Here is a 21,107-nt window from a genome sequence, read left to right as displayed (position 1 = left end):
GCGCCCTGGGGCTTACGCAGGGCGCTCGCGGTGTGGTCAGGAGCCCCGGAAGGCCGACCGGTACTGGCTCGGAGTCGCGCCGAACGTGCGACCGAAGTGCTGGCGGAAGAGCGCCGCCCCGCCGAACCCTGTCGTCGACGCGACCGTCTCGACCGGGAGCGACGTGGCCTCGAGCAGCTCCCGAGCCGCCGCGAGCCGCTGCGAGAGCACCCACTTCGCGACCGTCGATCCCGTGCGCGCGCGAAAGGCCCGGGTGAACGAGCTGCGGCTGAGGTGCGCACGGGCGGCGAGAACATCGATCGACAGGTCGGCGTCGAGATTGGCCGCACCCCATCGCATCGCCTCGGCCACCGGATCTCCTCCGGCTTCCGGAACCGGCCGCTCGATGAACTGCGCCTGTCCGCCCGCCCGGTGCGGTGGTGCGACGATCCTCCGGGCGACCCGGTTCGCGACGAGCTGACCCTCTCGCCGGGCGAGGAGGTGCAGGCACGCGTCGATCCCTGCGGTGGCACCGGCGCCCGTGACGATCTGCCCCTCGTCGATGTACAGCTCATCCGGTTCGAGCGCGACGCGGGGGAACCGGCGCCGGAACACATCGGCCCACTTCCAATGCGTGGTCGCGGTGCGGCCGTCCAGCGCCCCGCTGTCTGCGAGGGGGAACGCGCCGAGGCACAGCCCGACCAATGCGGCCCCGTCGTCGCGCGCGTCCTGCAACGCGCTCGACAGCTCATCCGGCGCCGCCCGTTCGGGCTCGCCCCACCACGGCACCACGACGACGTCGGCACCGCGCACCGCTTCGAGACCGTGTCGCACGTCGATGTCGAAGTCGGCAGAGGTGCGGAGCGTGCCCGCACGCAGCGCCGCGACTCGGATCGGCCACGGATCGATCTCGCCGACGGGCGTCTCACCTCCCCAGACGAGGGACGGGACGGACAGGTGGAAAGGGCTGATGCCGTCCACCGCGATCACGGTCACGCGCGGTGTGCTCATGCATCCCTCCATGCGTGGGGCGAGCCGATCACGACGACGGCTGACCCGAATCCGGCTGTTCAGAGTTGTTCGGGTCAACAAGACTACAGACGACCCCGAGAGAGGACACCCCCATGACCACGTCATCCACACTCCGCGCCCTGAGCGGCATCGTCGACCACCCCGCGAACCTCGCTACCTCGACCGTCGTGCTCGTGGATTTCCAGAACACGTACACCCGCGGGGAGATGGAGCTCGACGGGTGGGACGCCGCACTCGACGCCGCGGCCGATCTGCTCAGGCGTGCCCGCAGCGTCGGCGCGACCGTGATCCACGTGCAGCATGACGGCGGAACCGGATCGGCGTACGACATCCGCGAGGACATCGGCGCCATCCACGAGAGGGTCGCTCCGATCGACGGTGAGGCAGTCGTCGTGAAGACCGCTCCGAACTCCTTCGTGGGCACCGAGCTCGGAGACCTCCTCGATGCCGCGGGCCATCAGGATGTCGTGATCGCCGGGTTCATGACGCACATGTGCGTCACCTACACGACCGAGGGTGCTTTCCTTCGCGGGAACCGGCCGACCGTGGTCGCTGCCGCCACCGCGACGCGCAGCCTTCCCTCGGTCGCCGGCGACGTCCCTGCGGCGCAGCTGCACCGTGCGGCACTCGCCGGCATCGCCGACCTCTACGCCACCGTCGTCCCCACCGCGGCTGACCTCTCCTGAGCGACACAGGATCGTGTTAAACAGTTGCCTCACGCAACTGAGCTGATAAAGTGAGGCCATGGCGGTCGAAGACAAGATCGAAGACATCCGCGAGGCGCTGGTTGGCGTCGTCGCGGAGTGGACGCAGAGCGAGCTGCAGGTCGAGGTCGCCGAGAGCGTCGACGGCTCCCTCGATGCCACAGAGGTGCGCAGCCTGTACCTGGTCGGCATGAGCGGCGGCTCTTTGGGATTCGGTCAGCTGGCCGATCGAGCAGCGATGTCGCGCCCGACCACGTCGAAGCTGGTCTCGCGCATGTCGGCGCAGGGCTTCTTCGACCGGGTCCGCTCCGGCCGCACGGTCGACGTACGTCTGACGGATGCGGGACGCGATGCCTACGGGCGACTCGTCGCCGCAGGCCAGCAGATGGTCGGCGGCGCCCTCGTGGGCTGGTCCACACAGGAGATCGACCAGTTCCAGGCGCACCTCACCCGTTTCGTCACCGCCCTGCCCGGGGCGACGCCGGCGTCCGTGCTCCGGCCGCCGCCCGAACCCGTCTCATCACCCCAGGAGGAATCATGACCCGCACCTATGTCGTCACCGGCGCCGCATCCGGAATCGGCGCCGCGACCGCCGAGCTGCTCCGCACACAGGGACACACCGTGATCGGCGTCGACCTCGCCGGCGTCGAGGTGACGGGCGACCTCTCGACACCCGAAGGCCGCGCAGCCGCCGCGGACGCCGTGCTCGCCGCGGCCGATGGGGGCATCGACGCCATCATCGCGTGCGCCGGAATCGCGGCGCCGATCGCCAAGACCATGGCCATCAACTACTTCGGCGTCACCGAGTTCCTCACCGCGCTGCTGCCGAAGCTGAGCCTGGCGGATCAGCCGCGCGCCGCCGTGGTGTCGTCGATGGCATCGCTGCAGCCCGTCTCGGCAGACCTCGTCGATGCGGCGCTGAGCGGCGACGAGCCGCTCGCCCTCGAGATCGGCGACCAACTCGCCGCCACGGCCGAGGGCGGGTTCCTCAACTACTCCTCCAGCAAGCGCGCACTCTCGCGCTGGGTTCGCCGCGCCTCGGTGTCCGAAGCATGGGCCGGCGCGGGGATCCCGCTCAACGCCGTCGCGCCCGGCACGGTCACGACGGCGATGACCGCCGGACTGCTGGCGAGCCCTGAGGGTCTGGCACAGGTCGACGCCGCCGTGCCGATGCCCCTCAACTACCACCAGCCCGCATCCTCGATCGCTGAGCTGCTGGTGTGGTTGACGAGCCCGGCCAACACCCACATGGCCGGTCAGACCATCTATTGCGACGGCGGCGCCGACGCCGTGCTGCGCGGCGACGACATCTGGTCCTGGAACGACGCTCCGCGCGGCTGACCTCCACTCACGAGAAGGCCCGGTCCCGCTGCGGGTCGGGCCTTCTCGGCGCTCTCGGCGCACTCAGCCCGCTTCGTTATTTTGAATGACTCAAAATAAGTGTTACTGTCGGAGAGAACCGGACGACCAGATCGCCCTTCCCTCCGTCGGCATCCGACAGCTCTGGGGGAAGGCTCCTGGCCGCAGGACAGCGCGCCGTCCATCGGGGGCCTTCGCCCCCAGGAGGGTGTTCGGCGCGCCCACGCGCAGGAACGACTGCACCCGCAGTCGACGACGCTCGGAGACACAGGAGAGGAAGCACTGATGGAGGAGACCCGAACCGGCTGGAAGCCCAATCCGGTGTTCAGCTCGATGCCGCACTCGATGGGCCGCGGCTCCCGCGAGGACATCGTCTGGGAAGCGCTCGACCGCGTGAACGGCAAACCCGCACCGACCATGGGCACGATGCAGGCAGCCATGGGCAACGAAGCGCAGATCCGCATCGTCGCCGACACGATCCGGGCCTACCTCGACGCGCACGGCCTCCGCGACACCCGCGGGCTGAGCGTCCGCACCGGTGACTCCGCATGAGAAGGAGAGCCGCACAGGCCGACCTGACCATGCACATCCGCTCGACCGAGCTCTGCCGTACACCGCCCGCCTCCCTGGACGACGATCAGTTCGTCGCCCGGCTCGGATCCGTCGGCCTCGGCAGCACGTCGTATGTGGTCGGACGGCGTGATCCGCGTGCACCGGAATGGATCGTGCTCGACTACGCCATCGGCGGGCACGAGCGGGTGTGGAAGCGGACCCGGCCGCACACGGAAGGCGAACTCGCCTACGTCCTCGTCGAGGACGATTCCTCGAACGGATACGTGAGCGTCGCCTGACGGGAGAGTCGGCCGCCGGAAGAGTCCCGAACGTCGGTCACCCCCCGAACACGACCACCGAGCCCGCCCGTGAGCGTGCCGCTCGGAGGGCCACAGCTCCCAGCGCCCCAGTGGCGAGGATGCGCGTCAGCGTCAGCACCTGGGAGACGAGGATCATCGCATTCTGGTCGGTCACGCTGCCCGACATGATCGCGACCTCGATCAGCGCACCCAGGATCACCGCAGCGAGTGCGATGGCGGGAACGACGTTCCAGGGTTTCGCGAGTGGACTGCGCAGGACACCGGCCACGATCGTTCCGCTGAGCCCCAACTCCACGAGGGCGTTCACATAGAGCGGTGCGGACGAGGTGATCTCGAACGACGCCGCCAACAACGGAGGGCCGATGGGCAGCCAGACCGCGAGGAGGAAGAGGGAGATGACCGCAGTCCTCGGCAGGCGCAGAGTGTCGTCGCGGCGTGCGGCTCCGATCCCTGCGGCGGCGAGCGCGAGGCTGAACGAGACGGTCGCTGCCGTCGAGATTCCGATCAGTGCATTCACCTCGAGCGATCCGGGGAGACTGCGGAACGCGGCCAGCAGCGCCGAGGCGATGAAGAGCGCTCCGGAGGCCAGCCACCAAGGTGATCTCCGCGACGACGCGCCCTCGACCGCGATCACCGGGGAATCAGGTCCACTCATCGCTCACCATTCGTCGCTCACGGTCAGGTCCTGTCTCCACCCTCTCAGAAACCGCCGATCAGCGCCGAGCTCCCGGAGTACCGCGCACCCTTAGCGTGTAGCATCTCGAAGCATGGAGAACGATGGTCGATGGACACTGCTCGGCGCCTTCGCATTCCTGAGTGCTGGCATGTTCATGGTGGCCGGTGGCGTTGAGCCCTCCTGGTACTCGTACGTCACTGTCGTGCTCGTCTTCGTCGCGGCCGCAGCCTGGACCGCGCGGTACATCGTCGATTCTCGCAAGACGAAGCTGCAGGCAGTCACGGCCGCGGCCGACGACGAAGGCCTGTAAGCCGCTCATCGATCCCTCGCCTCCGCCCCAGACCGAACACCGGCGCGGTCCTTTCTCGTGAGTATCCAGATCACGGGTGTCGATCCCCGGGATGTCGCCCTCCTTCTGCAGTGGAACGGCTTGCTCCGCGACGGCTACGCGGCCGGCCGTGAGAAGGTGTGGTCCCGTAGCGACGAGACCACCCGCCTGCAGTTCCAGAACCCGCATCCCACCCGCAGATCAGTGCTGCTGCTCGCGGAGATCGACGGGCTCGCGGTCGGCGCGGCCGAGGCGCACGGACACCCCGATGAACCCGTCGACGTCGAGATCGCCGTTCTCGAGGGCTTCCGTCGACGCGGAGTCGCCCGTGCGCTGCTCCACGCCGTGCGGAGCACCCTGCGCGGCACCGCCACGGTGATGCGCACCGAGACCTACTCCGATGCCGGGGTCTCGTTCGCACGTTCCGCGGGCATGCGGGTCGGCGTCCGCGAGAGTCGGCAGGTGGTCGATCTCCCACTGCCGCCGGGCACCCTCGACAGCCTTCCCGGCCCGCCGTCGGACGTCGAGGTCGTCTCGTGGGTGGGCGCGTGCCCGCCGCGGTTGCTCAACGGCTGGGCTCGGCTCCGCACGCATATGTCGGAAGACGTGCCGATGGGCGACCTGACGCGCACCGTCGTGCCCGCGGATATCGACGCGGTCCGCCGCAATGAGGAGCGCATGGCGGAACAGGGGTATGCCCTGGTGCGGAGCGTGGCGTGCGTGGACGCGCACGCGGTCGGCTACACAGAGATCCTGCTCTCGCTTCCCGACCCGAAGATCGTCCTTCAGGACGACACGTTCGTCGAGGAGCGGGTTCGTGGGCGCGGCATCGGCCGTGCTCTGAAGACCGCCAACCTCCGCCGGCTCATGAGCGTCCCGGAGAGTGCCGGCTCGCGTTTCCTGCAGACGTACACGGCGCTGACGAACGAGCCGATGCTCGCGCTCAACAGGTCGGTCGGGTTCGATGAGGTCGACGTGCTCACCGTTCTCGAGGGCCCGCTGGGGTGACACCCGCACGGCTCGTCGTCGCGCTCACTTCACGACGCGGTTGTTCCGACTCGTGAGCCGCGTGCCGTCGGCCCCGACGGGCTCCGGCGCAACCACGGGAGCTCCCGTGCGGTCGATCAGTGTCGAGTGCGACTCCCCGTCACGGAACACTCTGGAGCGGGTTGGCGCTCCCGCTCGCTCGGCTCAGCCGTCGGTGCGGCCACGACCACGTTGGTCTTCAGCGCCTCGGCGTGGGTCGGGTCGGCGATACTCGGCGCGACCTTCGCCACCGCAGGCCTCGTCGCCTGGGCCCTCGGAATCGCCACGGTGCGTCACGCTCTCGAGGGCAGGATGGGCGTCCGCCGGCCGCCGTGGGGAACGGCGGCCAACGAACGAGGCGCAGCACCCCTCGATGGTGATCTTGGGGACGATCACCGTGACGGCGGGGAAGCCAGGGATGCTGTGCGGTCGCCATCAGAAGGCGACCATTGAACGGTATCCACTCCCCGTCCTGCCCAGTGAAATATCGGTGCGCGGTCAGTTCAGGATGAGGTCGTCGAGCACGTAGATGTAGAGGTCGTCGACGATCTCTGCGCCCTCATGCGCCGCCGCGTCGTCGACGGCATCGCGGAGCGCCTCGATCGCAGTGCCCACCATCGCCGCATTGCGATCCCTGGCCAGGTGGGTGAACCCGAACACCAGGGCGGGGCGCTTCGCGGCATGCATCGCCTCGAGATACCGGTTCCGCGAGAACGAGGCGAGCATCTGGAAGAGATTCCAGGTGAGCCCCGACGCGACGCGGTGCTCGACATGCGGCGCGCGCCAGGCCGTCATCGCCTGCTCGGCTGCCGCCCGGAACTCCTCGCGCTCGCCCGGGGTCGCGCGCGCGATGCCGAGGGTCGCCGCCAGGATCGACAGGCCGGAGCACTCCGCGACGACGGCCGCGAGCCACCCCTCTGTCGGCGTCGCCACGACCGACGACTTGTGCGCACGCGCCTCGACCAGATGCTGGACGGTCAGGATCGAGATCGCCTCGCGCACGGTGTTCGTCGCGACGTCGAGCTCCTTCGAGAGCCTCGAGACCCTCAGCGGCGCCCCCGGCGGCAGTCCGCCGTCCTCCATCTTCCGGGTCAGCGCCTCGACGACCGACTCCAGCCGCGTCGATACGGGCGCCGGCGCATCCAGCTCCTTCCGATCGACGAGGTCGAGGATCTCAGCCGACATGAACGACGAAGCACCCGCGGGCGGATCGGACTCTGCTCTACTCAACAGGGAGCCGCCATTCGCCGGTCAGCGCCGCACGCAACCGCTCGACCGTGGTGATGCGGAAGAGCTCGAATACGGCGTCCCTCGCGGCCGCGCCGTCCCGCGCTCGAAACGCCACCCGCAGCGGCTCGACGAGTGCGCGCTGCTGCTCTCCGAGCCAATCGGGGAGCGGGCGATCCTGTACCGAGCGACTCAGGTGCAGCACGAGGTTGCGATCCAGGATCTCGGTCACGATCGCGTTGTCCGACAGCTCGATCACCTCGATCCACAGGACGAACCACAGGCGCAGCCCGTCGGCCATCCCTCCCCTGGTGAGGTCGGAGTCGAGGATCGCCTGCACGCGGGCATCGAGGGATTCGAGTTGAGCGTCGGTGAGCGTGGGCACCACCTTCGCCGCAGCGTAGGCGATCAGCGCCCCTGCGGCCTCGGCTCGATCCGCCTGCGCCTGGAGATCGATGGGGGCGACACGCGTGAAGCGGTTCGAGCTCATCTCCACCAGGCCGACGTCGGCGAGCCGGATGAGCGCCTCCCTGATCGGGGTGCGCGAGACCCCGTACTCGGCCTGGAGATCCTGATCCCGGATCTCCTCGAGCGGTGCCAGACGCCCCGTCACGATCTCCTGCGCCAATCGCGCATAGACCTGGTCGCGGATCAGGGTGCGCGGACGGGCCTTCGTCGAGGGGTGCGGCTCGTCCGTCATACCGGCCACCCTAGCCAGCAGCCCCTGTTTTGTCTCGGTCCGGGAGGGCCGGTGCGCGTTCGCCGCTGCCGGGCGCGGCGGTGGCGGAAGCCGACGCGCACGCGGCGAGCGCGAGCGCCGAGGTGCTGAGCCCGACGGCGGCCAAGGCAAGAGCGAAACGGGGGTCGGGAGTGCGTGAGGTCACGGAACGCCTTCTCTGGGGATGGTGGACTTCCATCGTCGCCGGACAGGGGTGCATGAGGCATCGACCGGAGGTAGCGGCTGCGTAGTACTTCGGGGGGATGTTTCCACGCGCTCGATGACGACGGACCCCGCCCGCTGCGGGCGAGGTCCGTCCGGTACGGGGCTACCGGGGCAGCTCAGCGGTCACGGGTTTGGGGATGAACATCGAGAAGACGAGGGCGCCGACGAGAACGACGGCTCCGGTGACCAGGGCCGCGACATATCCCACGGTGGCGTCCCCCGCTCCGGAAGAGAATGAGGTCTGCGCCGCATAGATGACGACGAAGCTCAGTCCCGCACCCAGGTTGATGGCTCCCGTGTTCAGCCCGGGAAGCGACCCGGGGCGATCCTTCGGCGACAGCACGACACCCAGTCCGTTCAGCATGATGTTGCCGATGCCTGCGTAGGTGATGCCGACGGCGATGGAGAGAAGGAGCAGGACGAGACGGGAGGTGGTCTCGACGTTGGCGACCATGAGCGCGAGCACCACGACGGTGCCGCCCAGGCCGATGCGCAGCATCGTGCGGTACCCGACGGTGGCGGCGAGCCTGCCGCTGAGCGGTCCCATCAGGAGGCCGGCGAGGGCGTAGGGCATCAGGATCCACAGCGACACCTCCTCGGCGCTCATCGCGAGGTTCATGGCCGTGTCCTGCGCGAGCGCGGGGACCACTCCGTTCATGATCGCGAAGATCCCCGACAGGGTGAGCAGCGAAGTGGCGCTCAGCGCCCAGGTGGCTCGCTGCTTGAGCTGGGCCGTCGAGACGAGCGGATCGGCGATCTTCCCCTCGAGCTTCCAGAACGAGGTGAACGACACGACCGCGACGACCGCGAGAACGATCACGAGCACAAGGTTCGCGTCGGCGAGCGCACCGAGTTCGTTGAGCGCGACGAGCATCGACCCCACCGAGATGACCAGGAGCAGTGATCCCCACCAGTCCATGCGCGGGCGGTCGTCTGCCATGGTCTCCGGGGCGAGGAAGCGCACGGTCAGAGCGGCGACGACAGCGACGCCGGCCATCGTCCAGAAGATCGAGGCGAAGCCGTGGTTCGTCGCCAGATATCCGCCGAGCAGCGCGTCGCCGCCGGCGATCCCTCCGTTGACCGCCGTGACGACACCGAGCAGGGTGCCGTACACCTTCGGATCCTTGACGGCGGCCCGCAACATGATCAGGCAGAGCGGAACGACCGGTCCCGATACTCCCTGGATGAGACGGCCGATGAAGAGCATGGGCACGTTGGTGGCCAGCGCCGCGACGACGCACCCCACAGCCATCACCACGAGCATTCCGACCAGGACGCGCCGGCGTCCGATCAGATCACCCAGCCGGGGGAGGAACAGCGTGAACAGAGCGGCCGCCGTGAAGAACACGGTCTGCGTCGCCGCGATCTCGGTCGACGTCGCATCGAGCTCGCGCTCGATCGTCACCAGCGCAGGACTCAGCATGCTCGCGTTGAGCTGGAACGCCAGGCATGCGGCGAGGAGGGCGATCATCAGCGACACCACGCTGCTCTTGGTGCGAACCGCATCTACTTGATTGGTCATTGCTCACTTCTTCGTGTCGAATCGTTGGCTGTTCGCGTGCGTAATCCTTTACGCACGCCCTATCTTGGACTGATGGCGTCGACCCGCGACGCCGGTCAGGGTGTGAAGTCGTGGTGAAGAAGGCGTCCGTCACACTGCACGAGGTGGCAGCTGCCGCCGGTGTCTCCATCGCGACCGTCTCGCGAGCTCTCAACGGCAAGGACCGCGTGTCCGGTCGTACCGCCGAGCATGTCGCCGAGGTGGCCGAGCGCCTCGGCTATCGGGTCAACCTCATCGGTCGCGGTCTGCGTGCCGGCACCGGCGCCACCATCGGGGTCGTGGTCCCGGTCATCAGCAACCCCTTCTACGGTGAACTCATCCACCGCCTCGAGGACCATCTGCAGCGCCGCGGCTTCGATCTCGTCATCGCGGACTCCCACGGCGAGGTCGACCGCGAACGCGACCGCCTCCGCATGCTGGTCGAACGTCGCGTCGAGGGCATCTTCGTGGTCCCCTCCGACGCCGAGCTCTCGTTCGACGCCGTCGCAGACACCGCCCGAAGAGTCCCCGTCGTGCAGCTCGACCGCCGCGTGCTCGATCTTGCCGCCGACTTCGTGGGCGTGGACAACGACGCCGGCATCGACCTCGCGGTCGGGCACGTCACCTCCCTCGGCGCGAGTCGAGTCGTGCTCCTCTCGGGCAACGACGTCACCTCCGTGGGCCGTGAACGACGCGCCGCCTTCGAGGCGACTGTGCGCGCCCGGTCGCTGCCCCACGAAGAGAACATCTTCGGCGAGTATCTACTCACGTTCGGCGAGAGGGCCGCGGAAGAGCTGCTGGCCCGCGGCCCGCTTCCCGATGCGATCATCGCCGGTGACGACCTCGTCGCCGCCGGCGCCATCGCGGCGCTGAAGCGCGCGGGCAAGAGCGTTCCGTTCGATGTGCAGGTGACCGGCTTCGACGGGACGATGCTCGCCGACGTGTGCGAGCCGCGGTTGACGACCGTGGTGCAGCCGTTCGACGAACTCGCACGCGAGGCGACCGAGGCGCTGGTGCGACGGATGGAAGATCCCGACGTTCCGTACGTGCTCAGCCGTCTCGCGCCGAGTCTGCGCGTGGCCGAGTCGACGACGCCCGCCCCGTCGCACTGAGCGTCAGGCCAGTGAAGCGACAGCATCCGTCACCAGGTTCCAGAACTTCGGCACGTCGAGGGTGATCGCGACGTCGGTGTTCGGCTCCTTGCCCAGCATGTCGTGCAGGTCGACGCAGGTCGCGCCCGCCGTGAACTCGCCCGTGGTCTCGATGTCGACGTGGCAACGTTGGATCGACGCGACGGCGCGGTCGATCGCGATCGCCACGGTGATGGGATCATGCAGAGGGCCTTCCGGCATCCCCTCCGCCTTCTCGTAGGTGCTGCAGAAGAAGCGCAGCAGCTCCACACCGAAGGCCGATGTCTCGTTGCCGACCGCACCGATCCTCTGGATCACGTCTTCGGTGATCAGCGCCTGGTGGGAGATGTTGAGCCCGACCATCGTCAGCGGCAGTCCGGAGGCGAACACGACAGCGGCCGCTTCCGGGTCGGCCCAGGCGTTGAACTCCGGGTACGCGCCGACGTTGCCGCGGCCGGTCGAGCCGCCCATCCAGATGATCTCCTTGATCTGGGGCGCGACCTCCGGATGCTGCTGCAGCAGGAGGGCGATGTTGGTGAGGGGGCCGGTGGGGATCAGTGTGATCGGCTCCGGCGAGGCGGCGAGGGTGTCGGCGAGGAACTCGACCGCGTGACGGGGGTCCAGCGGCACCGTGGGCTCGGGCAGGACGGGCCCACCCAGGGCGTTCTCCCCATGGATCCACGCTCCCGGGGTGAGCTCGCGGGTGAGCGGCTTGTCGGCACCCGCGGCGACCGGCACGTTCTCGACCCCGGCCACGGTGAGGGCGATCCGCGCGTTCCGGGTCGTGTGCTCGAGGTAGCCGTTGCCGCCGACGGTGGTCACACCGCGCAGATCGATGGCGTCGTTTCCGGCCGCGAGCCAGATCGCGAAGACGTCGTCGTGGCCCGGATCGCAGTCGAGAAGGACGGGAGTGGTCATGGTGCTCCTTTGCAGATGTGCGTGCGTAAACGTTTACACTTTCTCACGGGAACGTCAAGTCGACCGCGATGCCGGCGTTCCGACCCCGTCTCCTCGATCTGAAAGCTGCCGCCATGGTCACTCCCGCTCTTCCGTCTCTCGTCGTCGTCGGCAGTGCGAACGTCGACGTCACCGCGTTCGTCCCTCGCCTCCCCACCGCGGGTGAGACCGTGGCGGGAGGGCGACTCGCCCGAGAGCTGGGCGGGAAGGGCGCGAATCAGGCTGTCGCCGCCGCGAAGCTCGGGGGACGGGTGCGCATGATCGGCGCCGTCGGCGATGACGCCGATGGGTCCTGGACGCGTGAGGAGATGATCCAGGCCGGAGTGGACACGGCCGACCTGCGAACCGTCGATTCCCCCACCGGAACGGCGCTGATCGTGGTGGATTCCGACGCCGAGAACCAGATCGCGGTCTGCCCGGGAGCGAACGACCACGTGGCCCTCGACGGGGTGACCTTCCGAGAAGACGAGGCCGTGCTCATGCAACTGGAGATCGCGATCACCGTCGTCGAAGAGGTCGCCGCCACCGCCACCGGCTTCATCGCCGTCAACGCCGCCCCCGCCCAGCCGTTGCCCGAAGCGCTGCTGCGCCGGGTGGATCTGTTCATCGTGAACGAGACCGAACGCGAGCTCATGCCCGAGCTTGCCGATGCGGAACTCGTCGCCGTCACGTACGGAGCAGCCGGCGCGGCACTGTACCGCTGCGGCGAGGAGATCGCACGGACCGACGGCGTCCCCGCGCACGCCGTAAACACCGTCGGTGCGGGAGATGCGTTCTGCGCGGCGCTCGTGCTCGCGCTTCGCGCCGGACATTCACCGGCCGACGCGCTTGCGGCCGCCTGTGCGGTCGGATCCGCTGCCGTGTCGCACCTCTCGTCGCAGCCGCCGTTCGCGCACCTGAACCGGTATCTGCCGGTGAGGTGAGCAGCGGGCAGCGGGCAGCCCCAGGGTGTGCTGAAGCTTGAGGTGGGCCACGGTTACGCTGATGCTCATGACAGGGACGGAGACTGTTTTCAGGCACGCCCCGGCGTCAGCGATCTCGCGCGCGGCGCTCGTGGGCTGGTTGGCTTGGTCCCTCTTCATCTTGGCGGCAGGGGCAGTGAGCACAATCACTCTTCTCGACCGGTATCGGGGGTACTGCGCGGGACCGGGGGAAGCGGGACGGGACTGGGCGTTCGAGCTGTTTCCGTTTGCCCAGACCTGTGTCGTCACGGGGGTTGCAAGGACAAATGCACCGATGGCTTCTTTCCAGACAGCTGTGGTGTACCTGCTCCTGCTCGTGGCTCTGACCTCGACCATTCTCAACCTCATCAGATCCGGTATCCGAAACTTGCCTCGTCTGGCCTTGTCGCTGATGGTCGCTCAGTTCACGGGCATCGCCCTCGCCGCCATCGTGGTTCTCATCCAGGTGATGACGAACGAAGCTCCGCCGCCCCTGAACGGCATCGATCTCGGGCTTGTGTGGAAGGTTGTTCTTGCCCTCGGGGTTGCCGCCCCGGTCACGGCCGCGGCCTTTAGTATTTCCGCGCTCGTGAAGCTTGGGAAGACGAGCCCCTAGTCCAGACTTGGACGGGCTCTGAAGTTCGTGCGGGCGTGCATTCATCGTTCACACCGACCACCACATCCCCACCAGAGCCGGCGTTCGCCATCCCGATGAGATCCTTGACCACGTTCAGAATGTGCGCCGAGTTGGACAGATCAAGGAATGACTTGAACTCACCGGTGCCGCCATCCCCACCCCTCGCGTTCGAGACCGCAGCACGGGAAGAGGAGTCGAGCGTCCAAGCAGTTCTGCTATCACACCGAACCGGCTCAGGTCTGAGCGAGGGTCTCCTCTAGTTCGGCCCGAGTAGGACCTGTCTAGTAGCGGGAGAAATGAAAGAGCCGGTCAGATTTGACGCCTGACCGGCTCTTTCAATTTACGAACAGATTGCCCTGAAAGAACGAACAGGACCATACTGTGCGCGAGGGGGGACTTGAACCCCCACGTCCTTACGGACACTGGCACCTGAAGCCAGCGCGTCTACCATTCCGCCACTCGCGCGAGTGTCTCGTTCCGAAGAACTCAACTTCCCAAAGATATCATGCGTTTTCGGCCTCGTTGCACATGTCTGGGGGGTCGTCGGCGGCGTTCCCCCAGGACACCTGGCTACGATGTGTCTACCAGTCGGCATGCCAGAGGAGCCCAGTGGGACTACTTGACAGCTTTGAGAAGGGTCTCGAGCGCGCAGTGAACAGCGCGTTCGCCAAGACCTTCCGCAGCGGCATCCAGCCTGTGGAGATCGCTTCGGCGCTGCGGCGCGAAGCCGACACGAAGGCTGCGGTCGTCAGCCGCGACCGCATCATCGCGCCCAACAGCTTCGTGGTGCGCCTCAGCGCCGACGACGCGGAGCGGATGCGCGGACTCGGCGGCGCCCTCACGGACGAGCTGCACGCTCTTCTCACCGCGCACGCCAAGTCGCAGGGGTACAGCTTCTCCGGCCCGCTCTCGATCAATCTCGAGACCGATGAGAAGGTCGCCACCGGAACCGTGCGCGTGAGCTCCGGCACGGTCGAGGGGCGCGTGAGCTGGCAGGCCGTGGTCGACGTCGACGGCCACCGCCATTCGATCTCCCGCGCCCGCACGGTGATCGGCCGTGGCTCTGATGCCGACATCACGATCGCCGACGCCGGTTCGAGTCGCAAGCACGTCGAGATCCTGTGGGACGGCGAACGCGCCATGTTGCGCGACCTCGGCTCGACCAATGGCACGAAGGTCAACGGCCAGAAGCTGCGCGAAGCCGCACTCCCGAGCGACACCACCATCACGATCGGGCGCACCGACCTCGTGTTCCGCATCGTGCCGGTGGCCACGCCTTCGCGTCCTGCGTCGAGGGATGACGACGCCACCCGAGCGTTCGGAGCTCTCGGTTGAGTGAACTGATCCTCCTTCTGCTGCGCATCGGGTTCCTCCTCCTGATGTGGTTCTTCGTGTTCGGGGTCGTGTATTCGCTGCGCGCCGACCTGTTCGGTGTACGGGTGCGCAAGCTCCCCGCAGAGGCGACCGCAGGAGCTTCCGCCCCGGCACCGGTCGCAGCCCCCGCAGCACCGGCGGCAAAGCCGGCATCCGCTCGTCCGTCCACCGGGCCGGCCACGGTCGCGACCGCCAAGCGGCTCGTGATCACCTCGGGCCCGAAGGCGGGCCTGGAGCTGCCGCTGAGCGCCGACTCCCTCACGATCGGCCGCTCCAGCGAGTCCGCTCTCGTGATCCGCGACGACTACACGTCCAGCCACCACGCGCGCCTGATGCTGCGCGGCGACGCCTGGGCGATCCAGGACCTCGACTCCACCAACGGCACCTTCGTCGCGGGCCAGCGCGTCTCCGGCTCGCCCGTCGCCCTCTCGCTCGGCACCCCCATCAAGGTGGGCGCCACGACCTTCGAGCTGCGAGCCTGACGCCGGCATGGTCTTCGAAGGCTCGAGCGTCGCGATCTCCCACACCGGGAAGGTCCGCTCCAACAACCAGGATTCCGGATATTCCGGGGCGAACCTCTTCGTCGTCGCCGACGGCATGGGCGGTCACGCGGGCGGTGACGTCGCGTCCAGCATCGCGATCCAGCGTCTCGAGCCGCTCGACCAGCCCTACGCGTCGACCGAAGACGCGCAGGCCTCGCTGCAGGCCGCAGCGACCACCGCAGCGGGCGACCTCATCCGCGCCGCCAAGGACCGTCCGGAACTCGCCGGCCTCGGCACCACGGTCAGCGCGATCATCATGGTCGACGAGTACGCGGTCATCGGCCACATCGGCGACTCGCGCATCTACCTCTACCGCGACGACGCCCTGACGCAGATCACCGCCGACCACACCTTCGTGCAGCGTCTGGTCGACTCTGGTCGCATCACGCCGGAAGAGGCGCGCTACCACCCCCGCCGTTCCGTGCTCATGCGTGTGCTCAGCGACATGGACTCCGACCCCGAGCTCGACATGTTCGTCATGCACACGCAGCCCGGCGACCGGTGGCTGCTCTGCTCCGACGGTCTCTCGGGCGTGGTCGACGAGCCCCACATCCTCAAGGCCATGCAGCTCGGCCTCGCGCCCGGCCGCACTGCCGACAACCTCCTCAAGCAGGCTCTCGACGGCGGTGCTCCCGACAACGTCACGATCGTCCTGGTCGACGTCGGCGGGCAGCATCCGATCCACTCGGGCACGCCCACCATCGTCGGCTCGGCATCCAACCCCGACGGCGTGTACGTGCCGCCGGTGCGCCCTCCGCGCGGAAACTGGCTACACCCGGTGCGCCAGGCCGCGAACGAGCCGAGCCACTTCGAGCCGGCCCCCGAGTATCTCGAGGAACTGATCGAAGAGGATCGCCGTCGCGCCAAGCGCCGTCGTCTCGGCTGGATCGCCGGTGCTCTCGTGGTGATCGTGATGCTCGGCGTCGCGGCCTTCGCCGCCTACAGCTGGACCCAGACGCGCTACTTCATCGGCGCCGACGAGGACAGCGTCGTGATCTTCCAGGGCGTGCAGCAGAACATCGGACCGATCACGTTGTCGACCCCGGTCGAAGACACCGACATCCTCCTCGCGAACCTGCCGCCGTATCAGCGGGCATCGGTCGAGCGCACCATCACCGCGCGTTCCCTGTCCGACGCGATGGCGATCGTCGATCGGCTCCGTGCGGGCGCCGATGCGAACGCGATCGAACAGACCCCACTGCCCACGCCCATGCCGACACCTGTCGAAACCCCGGCCGGGGGTGAGGGATGAGCACCGACGTCGCCGCCGACACCAGCGTCATCAAGGCGCTCAAGCGCATCCGGATGCCGCAGAACCAGCGCAATCGCGAGTTCTGGCTGCTGCTGTTCGCGTGCGCCATCAGCGGCGCGGCCCTCACGCTCGTGCAGCTGGGCGCGCTCGGAGTGATCGACCCGATGATCCTGGCGATCGGCGGCGGTCTCGCCGCCCTCGCCTTCGCCCTGCACATCGTGCTGCGCTTCGTCGCGTCGGACGCCGACCCGTTCGTCGTGCCCATCGCGACCCTGCTCACCGGCCTCGGCATCGCGATGATCTATCGGATCGACATCGCCTTCAAGAACACCGGCTGGAACGCCTATTCCACCAAGCAGCTCGCGTGGACCGCGATCTCGCTCGCTGGTGCGATCGCGGTCGTCATCCTGCTGCGCAACTACCGCGTCCTGTTCCGGTACACCTACATCTTCGGCCTCGCCGGAATCCTGCTCCTGCTGCTGCCGTTCGTCCCCGGCCTGCGCATCCCCGACGCGAACGCCGCCGTGTGGGTGTCTCTCGGCGGCGCGTTCGCCTTCCAGCCGGGTGAGCTCGCGAAGATCTGTCTGGCCATCTTCTTCGCCGGCTATCTGGTGCGCACCCGCGAGAGCCTGACGTCGGTCGGCAAGCGGGTGCTGGGCATCACCTGGCCCCGCATGCGCGAACTCGGACCCGTGCTCGTGGTCTGGCTCATCTCGCTGGGGATCATCGTGTTCCAGCGCGACCTCGGAACCGGAACCCTGATCTTCGGGATGTTCGTCGCGATGCTCTACGTCGCGACGGGCAAGACCAGCTGGGTGCTCATCGGCCTGGCCCTCGTGGTCGCCGGCGTCGCCCTCGCGACGCAGATCCTCAGCTACGTGCAGGGACGCTTCATCAACTGGCTGTTCCTCTTCGACGCCAACCAGGTCGATCCCGACGGCGCCGGCTATCAGCCCATGCAGGGGCTTTTCGGCCTCGCCCGCGGCGGGCTCATGGGCACCGGCTGGGGCCAGGGTCGTCCCGAGGTCACCCCGCTGGCACACAGCGACTACATCATCACCAGCCTCGGCGAAGAGCTCGGTCTGATCGGGCTCTTCGCGATCCTCTGCCTCTACATGGTGTTCGTCAGCCGCGGCATGCGCATCGGCCTCGCTGGTCAGGACGACTTCGGCAAGCTCCTCGCCACCGGGCTCTCGTTCACGATCGCGCTGCAGGTGTTCATCATGGTCGGCGGCGTCACCCGCCTCATCCCGCTGACGGGTCTGACCACGCCGTTCCTCGCCGCGGGTGGTTCCTCCCTCGTGGCCAACTGGCTCATCGTGGCGCTGCTGCTGCGCATCTCCGACGGCGTGCGTCGTCAGCCCCGGGTGGTGATCGGCTGACATGACCAAGGAACTCCGTCGCCTCAGCATCATCATGCTGTTCATGTTCATCGCGCTGTTCGCCGCGACCAGCTGGATCCAGGTCGTCGAAGCGGATGCGCTGGCCCAGAACAGCAACAACAAGCGCACCCGACTCGACAGTTACGAGATCCAGCGCGGATCGATCATCGTCGACGGAGTCGCGATCGCCAGCTCGGTGCCGAGCGACGACCGCTACCAGTTCCAGCGGGTCTACACGGATGCGCCGATGTGGGAACCGGTGACCGGGTACTTCAACCCCGCCCTGGGCTCCAGCACCGGCATCGAGAAGGCCATGAACGCCGAGCTCTCCGGCACGGGGTCGAACGCCTTCCTCGGAGAGGTCGAGCGCATCCTGTCGGGTCAGCCGCAGCGCGGATACAGCGTCGAGCTCTCCCTGAACACCGCGGCGCAGCGGGCCGCCTACGAAGCCCTCGGCGACCTCAAGGGCGCGGTCGTGGCGATGGACCCGAAGACCGGACGCATCCTCGCCATGGTCTCGACCCCCGGCTTCGACACCAACCTGATGGCGACGCACGATGCGAACGCCGCGAATGCGACGTACGACCAGCTGGTCGCCGACGCGAACAAGCCGCTGTCCAACCGCGCGATCGCCGGCGACCTCAACCCTCCCGGCTCGACGTTCAAGGTGGTCGTCGCGGCTGCAGCCTACGCGACCGGAAACTGGACCCCGGATTCCACGCTGCCCAATCCGATCGCGTACACGCTCCCCGGATCGACGAACCGCGTCTCCAACGCCTGGGGCGGCACCTGCGGCCCTGGTGAGACGGTCACGATCGCGGAGGCGATCCGCCTCAGCTGCAACATCCCGATGGCGGAGCTCGCCGTCGAGCTCGGTGACGACACCATTCGTGAGATGGCCGACAAGCTGGGGTTCAACCAGTCCTTCGACACGCCGCTGACCTCGACGCCGTCGAGCTACCCGCGCGCCCTCGACGACGCCCAGACCGCCCTGACCGGATTCGGTCAGGGAAAGGTCACCGCGACCCCGCTGCAGATGGCCATGGTCTCCGCCGGACTCGCGAACGACGGCGTCGTGATGAACCCGCGCATGGTCGACGCCGTCATCGGCAACGACCTCTCGGTCATCAAGGCGTTCCAGGACAGCGAGTTCGGACGTGCGATGGAGGCCGATGTGGCGAACGACGTGACCGCAGCGATGGTCGCGAGCGTCGCAACGGGCGCGGCCCAGGGTGCAAGAATAGACGGGATCGACGTGGCCGGTAAGACGGGCACCGCAGAGAACGGAAACAGGCCGCACACGTTGTGGTTCACCGGCTTCGCGCCGGCGAACGACCCCGCGGTCGCAGTAGCGGTCGTCGTCGAAGACGGCGGCGGACAGGGACAATCAGGTAGCGGCGACACCATCGCCGCTCCGATTGCGAAGAAGGTCATAGAGGCGGTGCTGGGCAGATGAGGCCGACGCAGGGTGTGTCGTTCGGTGGTCGTTACGAGCTGCAGTCGCGTATCGCGATCGGTGGCATGGGCGAGGTGTGGGAAGCGACGGATCACGTCATCGGACGTACCGTCGCCATCAAGATCCTCAAGGACGAGTACATGGGGGACCCCGGGTTCCTCGAGCGTTTCCGGGCCGAGGCCCGCCACGCCGCGCTCGTCAACCACGAGGGCATCGCCAGTGTGTTCGACTACGGCGAGGAGAACGGCAGCGCCTATCTCGTCATGGAGCTGGTGCCCGGCGAGGCGCTCTCGACCGTGCTCGAGCGCGATGGAGCACTGAGCGCCGACAAGACGCTCGACATCGTCGCTCAGACGGCTTCCGCGCTGCAGGCGGCCCACGCGGCCGGTCTCGTGCACCGTGACATCAAGCCGGGCAACCTGCTGATCACACCCGACGGCCGTGTCAAGATCACCGACTTCGGCATCGCCCGCATCGCCGACCAGGTGCCGCTCACCGCGACCGGCCAGGTCATGGGCACCGTGCAGTACCTGTCGCCCGAGCAGGCCTCCGGCCACCCGGCATCGCCGGCGACCGACACCTACTCGCTCGGTATCGTCGCCTACGAGTGCCTGGCGGGCAAGCGTCCGTTCACGGGCGAGTCGCAGGTGGCCATCGCGATGGCGCAGATCAACGAGCAGCCTCCGCCCCTGCCTCCGACCGTCCCGATCCCGGTGCAGAACCTGGTCATGGCGATGATCGCCAAGAAACCGGGCGATCGCCCCTCCTCGTCCGCGACGGTGGCGCGTGCAGCCCAGGCTCTTCGTCGCGGAGACCTGAACTCCGCGGCCATCGCCGTTCCCGCGATCGCGACCGGTGGCGTCGCCGGCGGCGACGACGCGACCCGCCTTCTGAATGCCTCCGGCGACGACGGCACCACGCGCATCCTTCCCACCACCGCCCAGCTCCCCACCGAGGAAGCCGCGGCGGCGGAGGAGAAGAAGAAGAAGCGCAGCCCCTGGACCTGGCCGCTGATCGCCCTCATCGCTCTGCTGGTGATCGTGCTCGGGGGCACGGTATGGGCGATGCTGGCGAACCAGGGCGGCGACGCCGATCCCACGGGGTCACCGAGCAACACACCCACTCAGACGCAGACGACGCCGCCGCCCACCACGCCGACCCCCGAGGTGACTCGAGTCGACGTGACTGCGCTGAACCTGAACGGCAAGGACTGCGGAGCAGCCACTGCGACGCTCAAGGAAGCGGGCTTCAACAGCGAGATCACCTGCGTCGACGGTGACCCGGCACCCAGCGATGAAGAGGTCGGCAAGGTGTATCGCGTCGCACCGACAGGCAACGTCGAGACCACTCAGGCGATCACGCTCACCGTCTACGCCGCTCGCGCCGGCGTGCCGACCCCGACCGATGCTCCGACCATCACCGGCAACCCGGTCGCCGGCTCGACGGTGACCATCTCGTGGGGCACCGGATTCACATGCCCCAGCGGAACCACGCTCTCCGGCTACGTCGTCTCGGTCCAGAACGGCACGTTCGTGTCGGGTGGCCCGAACTTCCAGCCGACGCAGCGCAACACGCAGGTGAAGATCGCGGATGCTGTGGGCCAGCAGCTCATCGTCACTTACCAGGGCATGTGCTCGGGTGGCGACCAGCGCACCTCTGCCGCGTCGCCGCCGCTCTCGGTCACGATCACCGCGGCCGCCCCTGGCGATGGGGACAGCGGCACCGACGGGTAACCTGTAATTTCAGTTCA

The 21,107-nt window shown here is 67.9% G+C and carries 22 protein-coding genes, 1 tRNA gene and 1 pseudogene; 16 read left to right on the top strand and 8 right to left on the bottom strand.

From position 1 onward, the window contains the following. Positions 1–36: 36 nt before the first annotated feature. Positions 37–990 carry a GlxA family transcriptional regulator gene (locus tag ACIQLD_RS12345; protein ID WP_402608276.1) on the bottom strand — a complete coding sequence of 318 codons (954 nt, stop codon included), beginning with the start codon at positions 988–990 and terminating at the stop codon, positions 37–39. Between the two features lie 113 nt (positions 991–1,103). Between ACIQLD_RS12345 and ACIQLD_RS12340 the strand changes: the two genes are divergently transcribed. From ACIQLD_RS12340 to ACIQLD_RS12320, 5 genes are all read left to right on the top strand, one after another. Next, the gene (locus ACIQLD_RS12340) at positions 1,104–1,697 is read left to right on the top strand and encodes an isochorismatase family protein (protein ID WP_402608275.1); all 594 of its coding nucleotides are present in this window, start codon (positions 1,104–1,106) and stop codon (positions 1,695–1,697) included. A 58-nt stretch (positions 1,698–1,755) separates the two neighbouring features. Continuing rightward, positions 1,756–2,256 carry a MarR family winged helix-turn-helix transcriptional regulator gene (locus ACIQLD_RS12335; RefSeq protein ID WP_402608274.1) on the top strand — a complete coding sequence of 167 codons (501 nt, stop codon included), beginning with the start codon at positions 1,756–1,758 and terminating at the stop codon, positions 2,254–2,256. Then, positions 2,253–3,056, top strand: coding sequence for an SDR family oxidoreductase (locus ACIQLD_RS12330; RefSeq protein ID WP_402608273.1), 804 nt, complete (start codon positions 2,253–2,255; stop codon positions 3,054–3,056). Before ACIQLD_RS12335 ends, ACIQLD_RS12330 begins: the two co-directional genes overlap by 4 nt. A 303-nt stretch (positions 3,057–3,359) precedes the next feature. Next, a complete protein-coding gene (locus tag ACIQLD_RS12325) occupies positions 3,360–3,626 on the top strand; it encodes a hypothetical protein (RefSeq protein WP_402608272.1) in 267 nt (88 codons plus the stop codon). Beyond that, positions 3,623–3,925 (top strand): hypothetical protein, encoded by a 303-nt coding sequence (locus ACIQLD_RS12320; protein WP_402608271.1) that lies wholly within the window; start codon positions 3,623–3,625, stop codon positions 3,923–3,925. Before ACIQLD_RS12325 ends, ACIQLD_RS12320 begins: the two co-directional genes overlap by 4 nt. 37 nt (positions 3,926–3,962) lie before the next feature. On the opposite strand, the gene ACIQLD_RS12315 is transcribed toward ACIQLD_RS12320, so the two are convergent. Beyond that, positions 3,963–4,601, bottom strand: coding sequence for a hypothetical protein (locus ACIQLD_RS12315; RefSeq protein ID WP_402608270.1), 639 nt, complete (start codon positions 4,599–4,601; stop codon positions 3,963–3,965). Between the two features lie 112 nt (positions 4,602–4,713). Between ACIQLD_RS12315 and ACIQLD_RS12310 the strand changes: the two genes are divergently transcribed. Further along, complete coding sequence (locus ACIQLD_RS12310) at positions 4,714–4,932, top strand: hypothetical protein (protein WP_402608269.1); 219 nt, start codon at positions 4,714–4,716, stop codon at positions 4,930–4,932. Between the two features lie 57 nt (positions 4,933–4,989). Continuing rightward, positions 4,990–5,958, top strand: coding sequence for a GNAT family N-acetyltransferase (locus ACIQLD_RS12305; protein ID WP_402608268.1), 969 nt, complete (start codon positions 4,990–4,992; stop codon positions 5,956–5,958). 516 nt (positions 5,959–6,474) lie between these two features. On the opposite strand, the gene ACIQLD_RS12300 is transcribed toward ACIQLD_RS12305, so the two are convergent. The 3 genes from ACIQLD_RS12300 to ACIQLD_RS12290 form a co-directional block, all read right to left on the bottom strand. Beyond that, complete coding sequence (locus ACIQLD_RS12300; protein WP_402608267.1) at positions 6,475–7,161, bottom strand: GntR family transcriptional regulator; 687 nt, start codon at positions 7,159–7,161, stop codon at positions 6,475–6,477. A gap of 37 nt (positions 7,162–7,198) precedes the next feature. Continuing rightward, the gene (locus ACIQLD_RS12295; protein WP_402608266.1) at positions 7,199–7,903 is read right to left on the bottom strand and encodes a GntR family transcriptional regulator; all 705 of its coding nucleotides are present in this window, start codon (positions 7,901–7,903) and stop codon (positions 7,199–7,201) included. A 346-nt stretch (positions 7,904–8,249) separates the two neighbouring features. After that, entirely contained in the window at positions 8,250–9,668 is a 1,419-nt protein-coding gene (locus ACIQLD_RS12290) for an MFS transporter (protein WP_402608265.1), read from the bottom strand. 110 nt (positions 9,669–9,778) lie between these two features. Here ACIQLD_RS12290 and ACIQLD_RS12285 point away from each other — a divergent pair, with 110 nt between their 5' ends. Beyond that, the gene (locus ACIQLD_RS12285; RefSeq protein ID WP_402608264.1) at positions 9,779–10,798 is read left to right on the top strand and encodes a LacI family DNA-binding transcriptional regulator; all 1,020 of its coding nucleotides are present in this window, start codon (positions 9,779–9,781) and stop codon (positions 10,796–10,798) included. A 3-nt stretch (positions 10,799–10,801) separates the two neighbouring features. Here ACIQLD_RS12285 and ACIQLD_RS12280 read toward each other — a convergent pair whose 3' ends face one another. Continuing rightward, on the bottom strand, positions 10,802–11,734 hold the full coding sequence (locus ACIQLD_RS12280; RefSeq protein WP_402608263.1) for a nucleoside hydrolase: 933 nt from the start codon (positions 11,732–11,734) through the stop codon (positions 10,802–10,804). A 113-nt stretch (positions 11,735–11,847) separates the two neighbouring features. Between ACIQLD_RS12280 and ACIQLD_RS12275 the strand changes: the two genes are divergently transcribed. Together ACIQLD_RS12275 and ACIQLD_RS12270 are read left to right on the top strand one after the other, a co-directional pair. Continuing rightward, on the top strand, positions 11,848–12,696 hold the full coding sequence (locus ACIQLD_RS12275; protein WP_402608262.1) for a ribokinase: 849 nt from the start codon (positions 11,848–11,850) through the stop codon (positions 12,694–12,696). Positions 12,697–12,763: 67 nt separating this feature from the next. Continuing rightward, complete coding sequence (locus ACIQLD_RS12270; RefSeq protein ID WP_402608261.1) at positions 12,764–13,330, top strand: hypothetical protein; 567 nt, start codon at positions 12,764–12,766, stop codon at positions 13,328–13,330. Here ACIQLD_RS12270 and ACIQLD_RS12265 read toward each other — a convergent pair. Further along, positions 13,287–13,481 (bottom strand): annotated as a pseudogene (locus ACIQLD_RS12265) (hypothetical protein); the annotation flags it as partial. The gene ACIQLD_RS12270 and the pseudogene ACIQLD_RS12265 sit on opposite strands and share 44 nt — an antisense overlap. Positions 13,482–13,733: 252 nt before the next feature. Continuing rightward, positions 13,734–13,816 (bottom strand) — tRNA-Leu (locus ACIQLD_RS12260). Between the two features lie 144 nt (positions 13,817–13,960). On the opposite strand from ACIQLD_RS12260, the gene ACIQLD_RS12255 reads away from it, so the two are divergent. Genes ACIQLD_RS12255 through ACIQLD_RS12230 form a run of 6 tightly spaced genes read left to right on the top strand, consistent with a single transcriptional unit; the run spans position 13,961 to position 21,090 of the window. Then, the gene (locus ACIQLD_RS12255) at positions 13,961–14,686 is read left to right on the top strand and encodes an FhaA domain-containing protein (protein ID WP_402608260.1); all 726 of its coding nucleotides are present in this window, start codon (positions 13,961–13,963) and stop codon (positions 14,684–14,686) included. Further along, complete coding sequence (locus ACIQLD_RS12250; RefSeq protein WP_402608259.1) at positions 14,683–15,207, top strand: FHA domain-containing protein; 525 nt, start codon at positions 14,683–14,685, stop codon at positions 15,205–15,207. Before ACIQLD_RS12255 ends, ACIQLD_RS12250 begins: the two co-directional genes overlap by 4 nt. Positions 15,208–15,214: 7 nt before the next feature. Then, a complete protein-coding gene (locus tag ACIQLD_RS12245) occupies positions 15,215–16,519 on the top strand; it encodes a PP2C family protein-serine/threonine phosphatase (protein WP_402608258.1) in 1,305 nt (434 codons plus the stop codon). Beyond that, the gene (locus ACIQLD_RS12240) at positions 16,516–17,901 is read left to right on the top strand and encodes an FtsW/RodA/SpoVE family cell cycle protein (RefSeq protein WP_402608257.1); all 1,386 of its coding nucleotides are present in this window, start codon (positions 16,516–16,518) and stop codon (positions 17,899–17,901) included. The genes ACIQLD_RS12245 and ACIQLD_RS12240 overlap by 4 nt, the downstream gene beginning before the upstream one ends. Position 17,902: 1 nt before the next feature. Beyond that, on the top strand, positions 17,903–19,357 hold the full coding sequence (locus tag ACIQLD_RS12235) for a peptidoglycan D,D-transpeptidase FtsI family protein (protein ID WP_402608256.1): 1,455 nt from the start codon (positions 17,903–17,905) through the stop codon (positions 19,355–19,357). Then, on the top strand, positions 19,354–21,090 hold the full coding sequence (locus tag ACIQLD_RS12230; RefSeq protein ID WP_402608255.1) for a protein kinase: 1,737 nt from the start codon (positions 19,354–19,356) through the stop codon (positions 21,088–21,090). Before ACIQLD_RS12235 ends, ACIQLD_RS12230 begins: the two co-directional genes overlap by 4 nt. The last annotated feature ends 17 nt before the right edge of the window (positions 21,091–21,107 follow it).

Source organism: Microbacterium sp. NPDC091662, assembly GCF_044756705.1.
Taxonomy (GTDB): Bacteria; Actinomycetota; Actinomycetes; order Actinomycetales; family Microbacteriaceae; genus Microbacterium.
The sequence above is the reverse complement of the archived record's forward strand: the minus strand, read 5'-3'. Positions and strand labels throughout refer to the sequence as shown.

Bases quoted from the DNA above. Each gene is read 5' to 3' on its own strand.
- ACIQLD_RS12345 (WP_402608276.1), bottom strand. From the start codon at position 990: ATGAGCACACCGCGCGTGACCGTGATCGCGGTGGACGGCATCAGCCCT.
- ACIQLD_RS12340 (WP_402608275.1), top strand. From the start codon at position 1,104: ATGACCACGTCATCCACACTCCGCGCCCTGAGCGGCATCGTCGACCAC.
- ACIQLD_RS12335 (WP_402608274.1), top strand. From the start codon at position 1,756: ATGGCGGTCGAAGACAAGATCGAAGACATCCGCGAGGCGCTGGTTGGC.
- ACIQLD_RS12330 (WP_402608273.1), top strand. From the start codon at position 2,253: ATGACCCGCACCTATGTCGTCACCGGCGCCGCATCCGGAATCGGCGCC.
- ACIQLD_RS12325 (WP_402608272.1), top strand. From the start codon at position 3,360: ATGGAGGAGACCCGAACCGGCTGGAAGCCCAATCCGGTGTTCAGCTCG.
- ACIQLD_RS12320 (WP_402608271.1), top strand. From the start codon at position 3,623: ATGAGAAGGAGAGCCGCACAGGCCGACCTGACCATGCACATCCGCTCG.
- ACIQLD_RS12315 (WP_402608270.1), bottom strand. From the start codon at position 4,601: ATGAGTGGACCTGATTCCCCGGTGATCGCGGTCGAGGGCGCGTCGTCG.
- ACIQLD_RS12310 (WP_402608269.1), top strand. From the start codon at position 4,714: ATGGAGAACGATGGTCGATGGACACTGCTCGGCGCCTTCGCATTCCTG.
- ACIQLD_RS12300 (WP_402608267.1), bottom strand. From the start codon at position 7,161: ATGTCGGCTGAGATCCTCGACCTCGTCGATCGGAAGGAGCTGGATGCG.
- ACIQLD_RS12295 (WP_402608266.1), bottom strand. From the start codon at position 7,903: ATGACGGACGAGCCGCACCCCTCGACGAAGGCCCGTCCGCGCACCCTG.
- ACIQLD_RS12290 (WP_402608265.1), bottom strand. From the start codon at position 9,668: ATGACCAATCAAGTAGATGCGGTTCGCACCAAGAGCAGCGTGGTGTCG.
- ACIQLD_RS12280 (WP_402608263.1), bottom strand. From the start codon at position 11,734: ATGACCACTCCCGTCCTTCTCGACTGCGATCCGGGCCACGACGACGTC.
- ACIQLD_RS12275 (WP_402608262.1), top strand. From the start codon at position 11,848: ATGGTCACTCCCGCTCTTCCGTCTCTCGTCGTCGTCGGCAGTGCGAAC.
- ACIQLD_RS12270 (WP_402608261.1), top strand. From the start codon at position 12,764: ATGACAGGGACGGAGACTGTTTTCAGGCACGCCCCGGCGTCAGCGATC.
- ACIQLD_RS12245 (WP_402608258.1), top strand. From the start codon at position 15,215: ATGGTCTTCGAAGGCTCGAGCGTCGCGATCTCCCACACCGGGAAGGTC.
- ACIQLD_RS12240 (WP_402608257.1), top strand. From the start codon at position 16,516: ATGAGCACCGACGTCGCCGCCGACACCAGCGTCATCAAGGCGCTCAAG.
- ACIQLD_RS12235 (WP_402608256.1), top strand. From the start codon at position 17,903: ATGACCAAGGAACTCCGTCGCCTCAGCATCATCATGCTGTTCATGTTC.
- ACIQLD_RS12230 (WP_402608255.1), top strand. From the start codon at position 19,354: ATGAGGCCGACGCAGGGTGTGTCGTTCGGTGGTCGTTACGAGCTGCAG.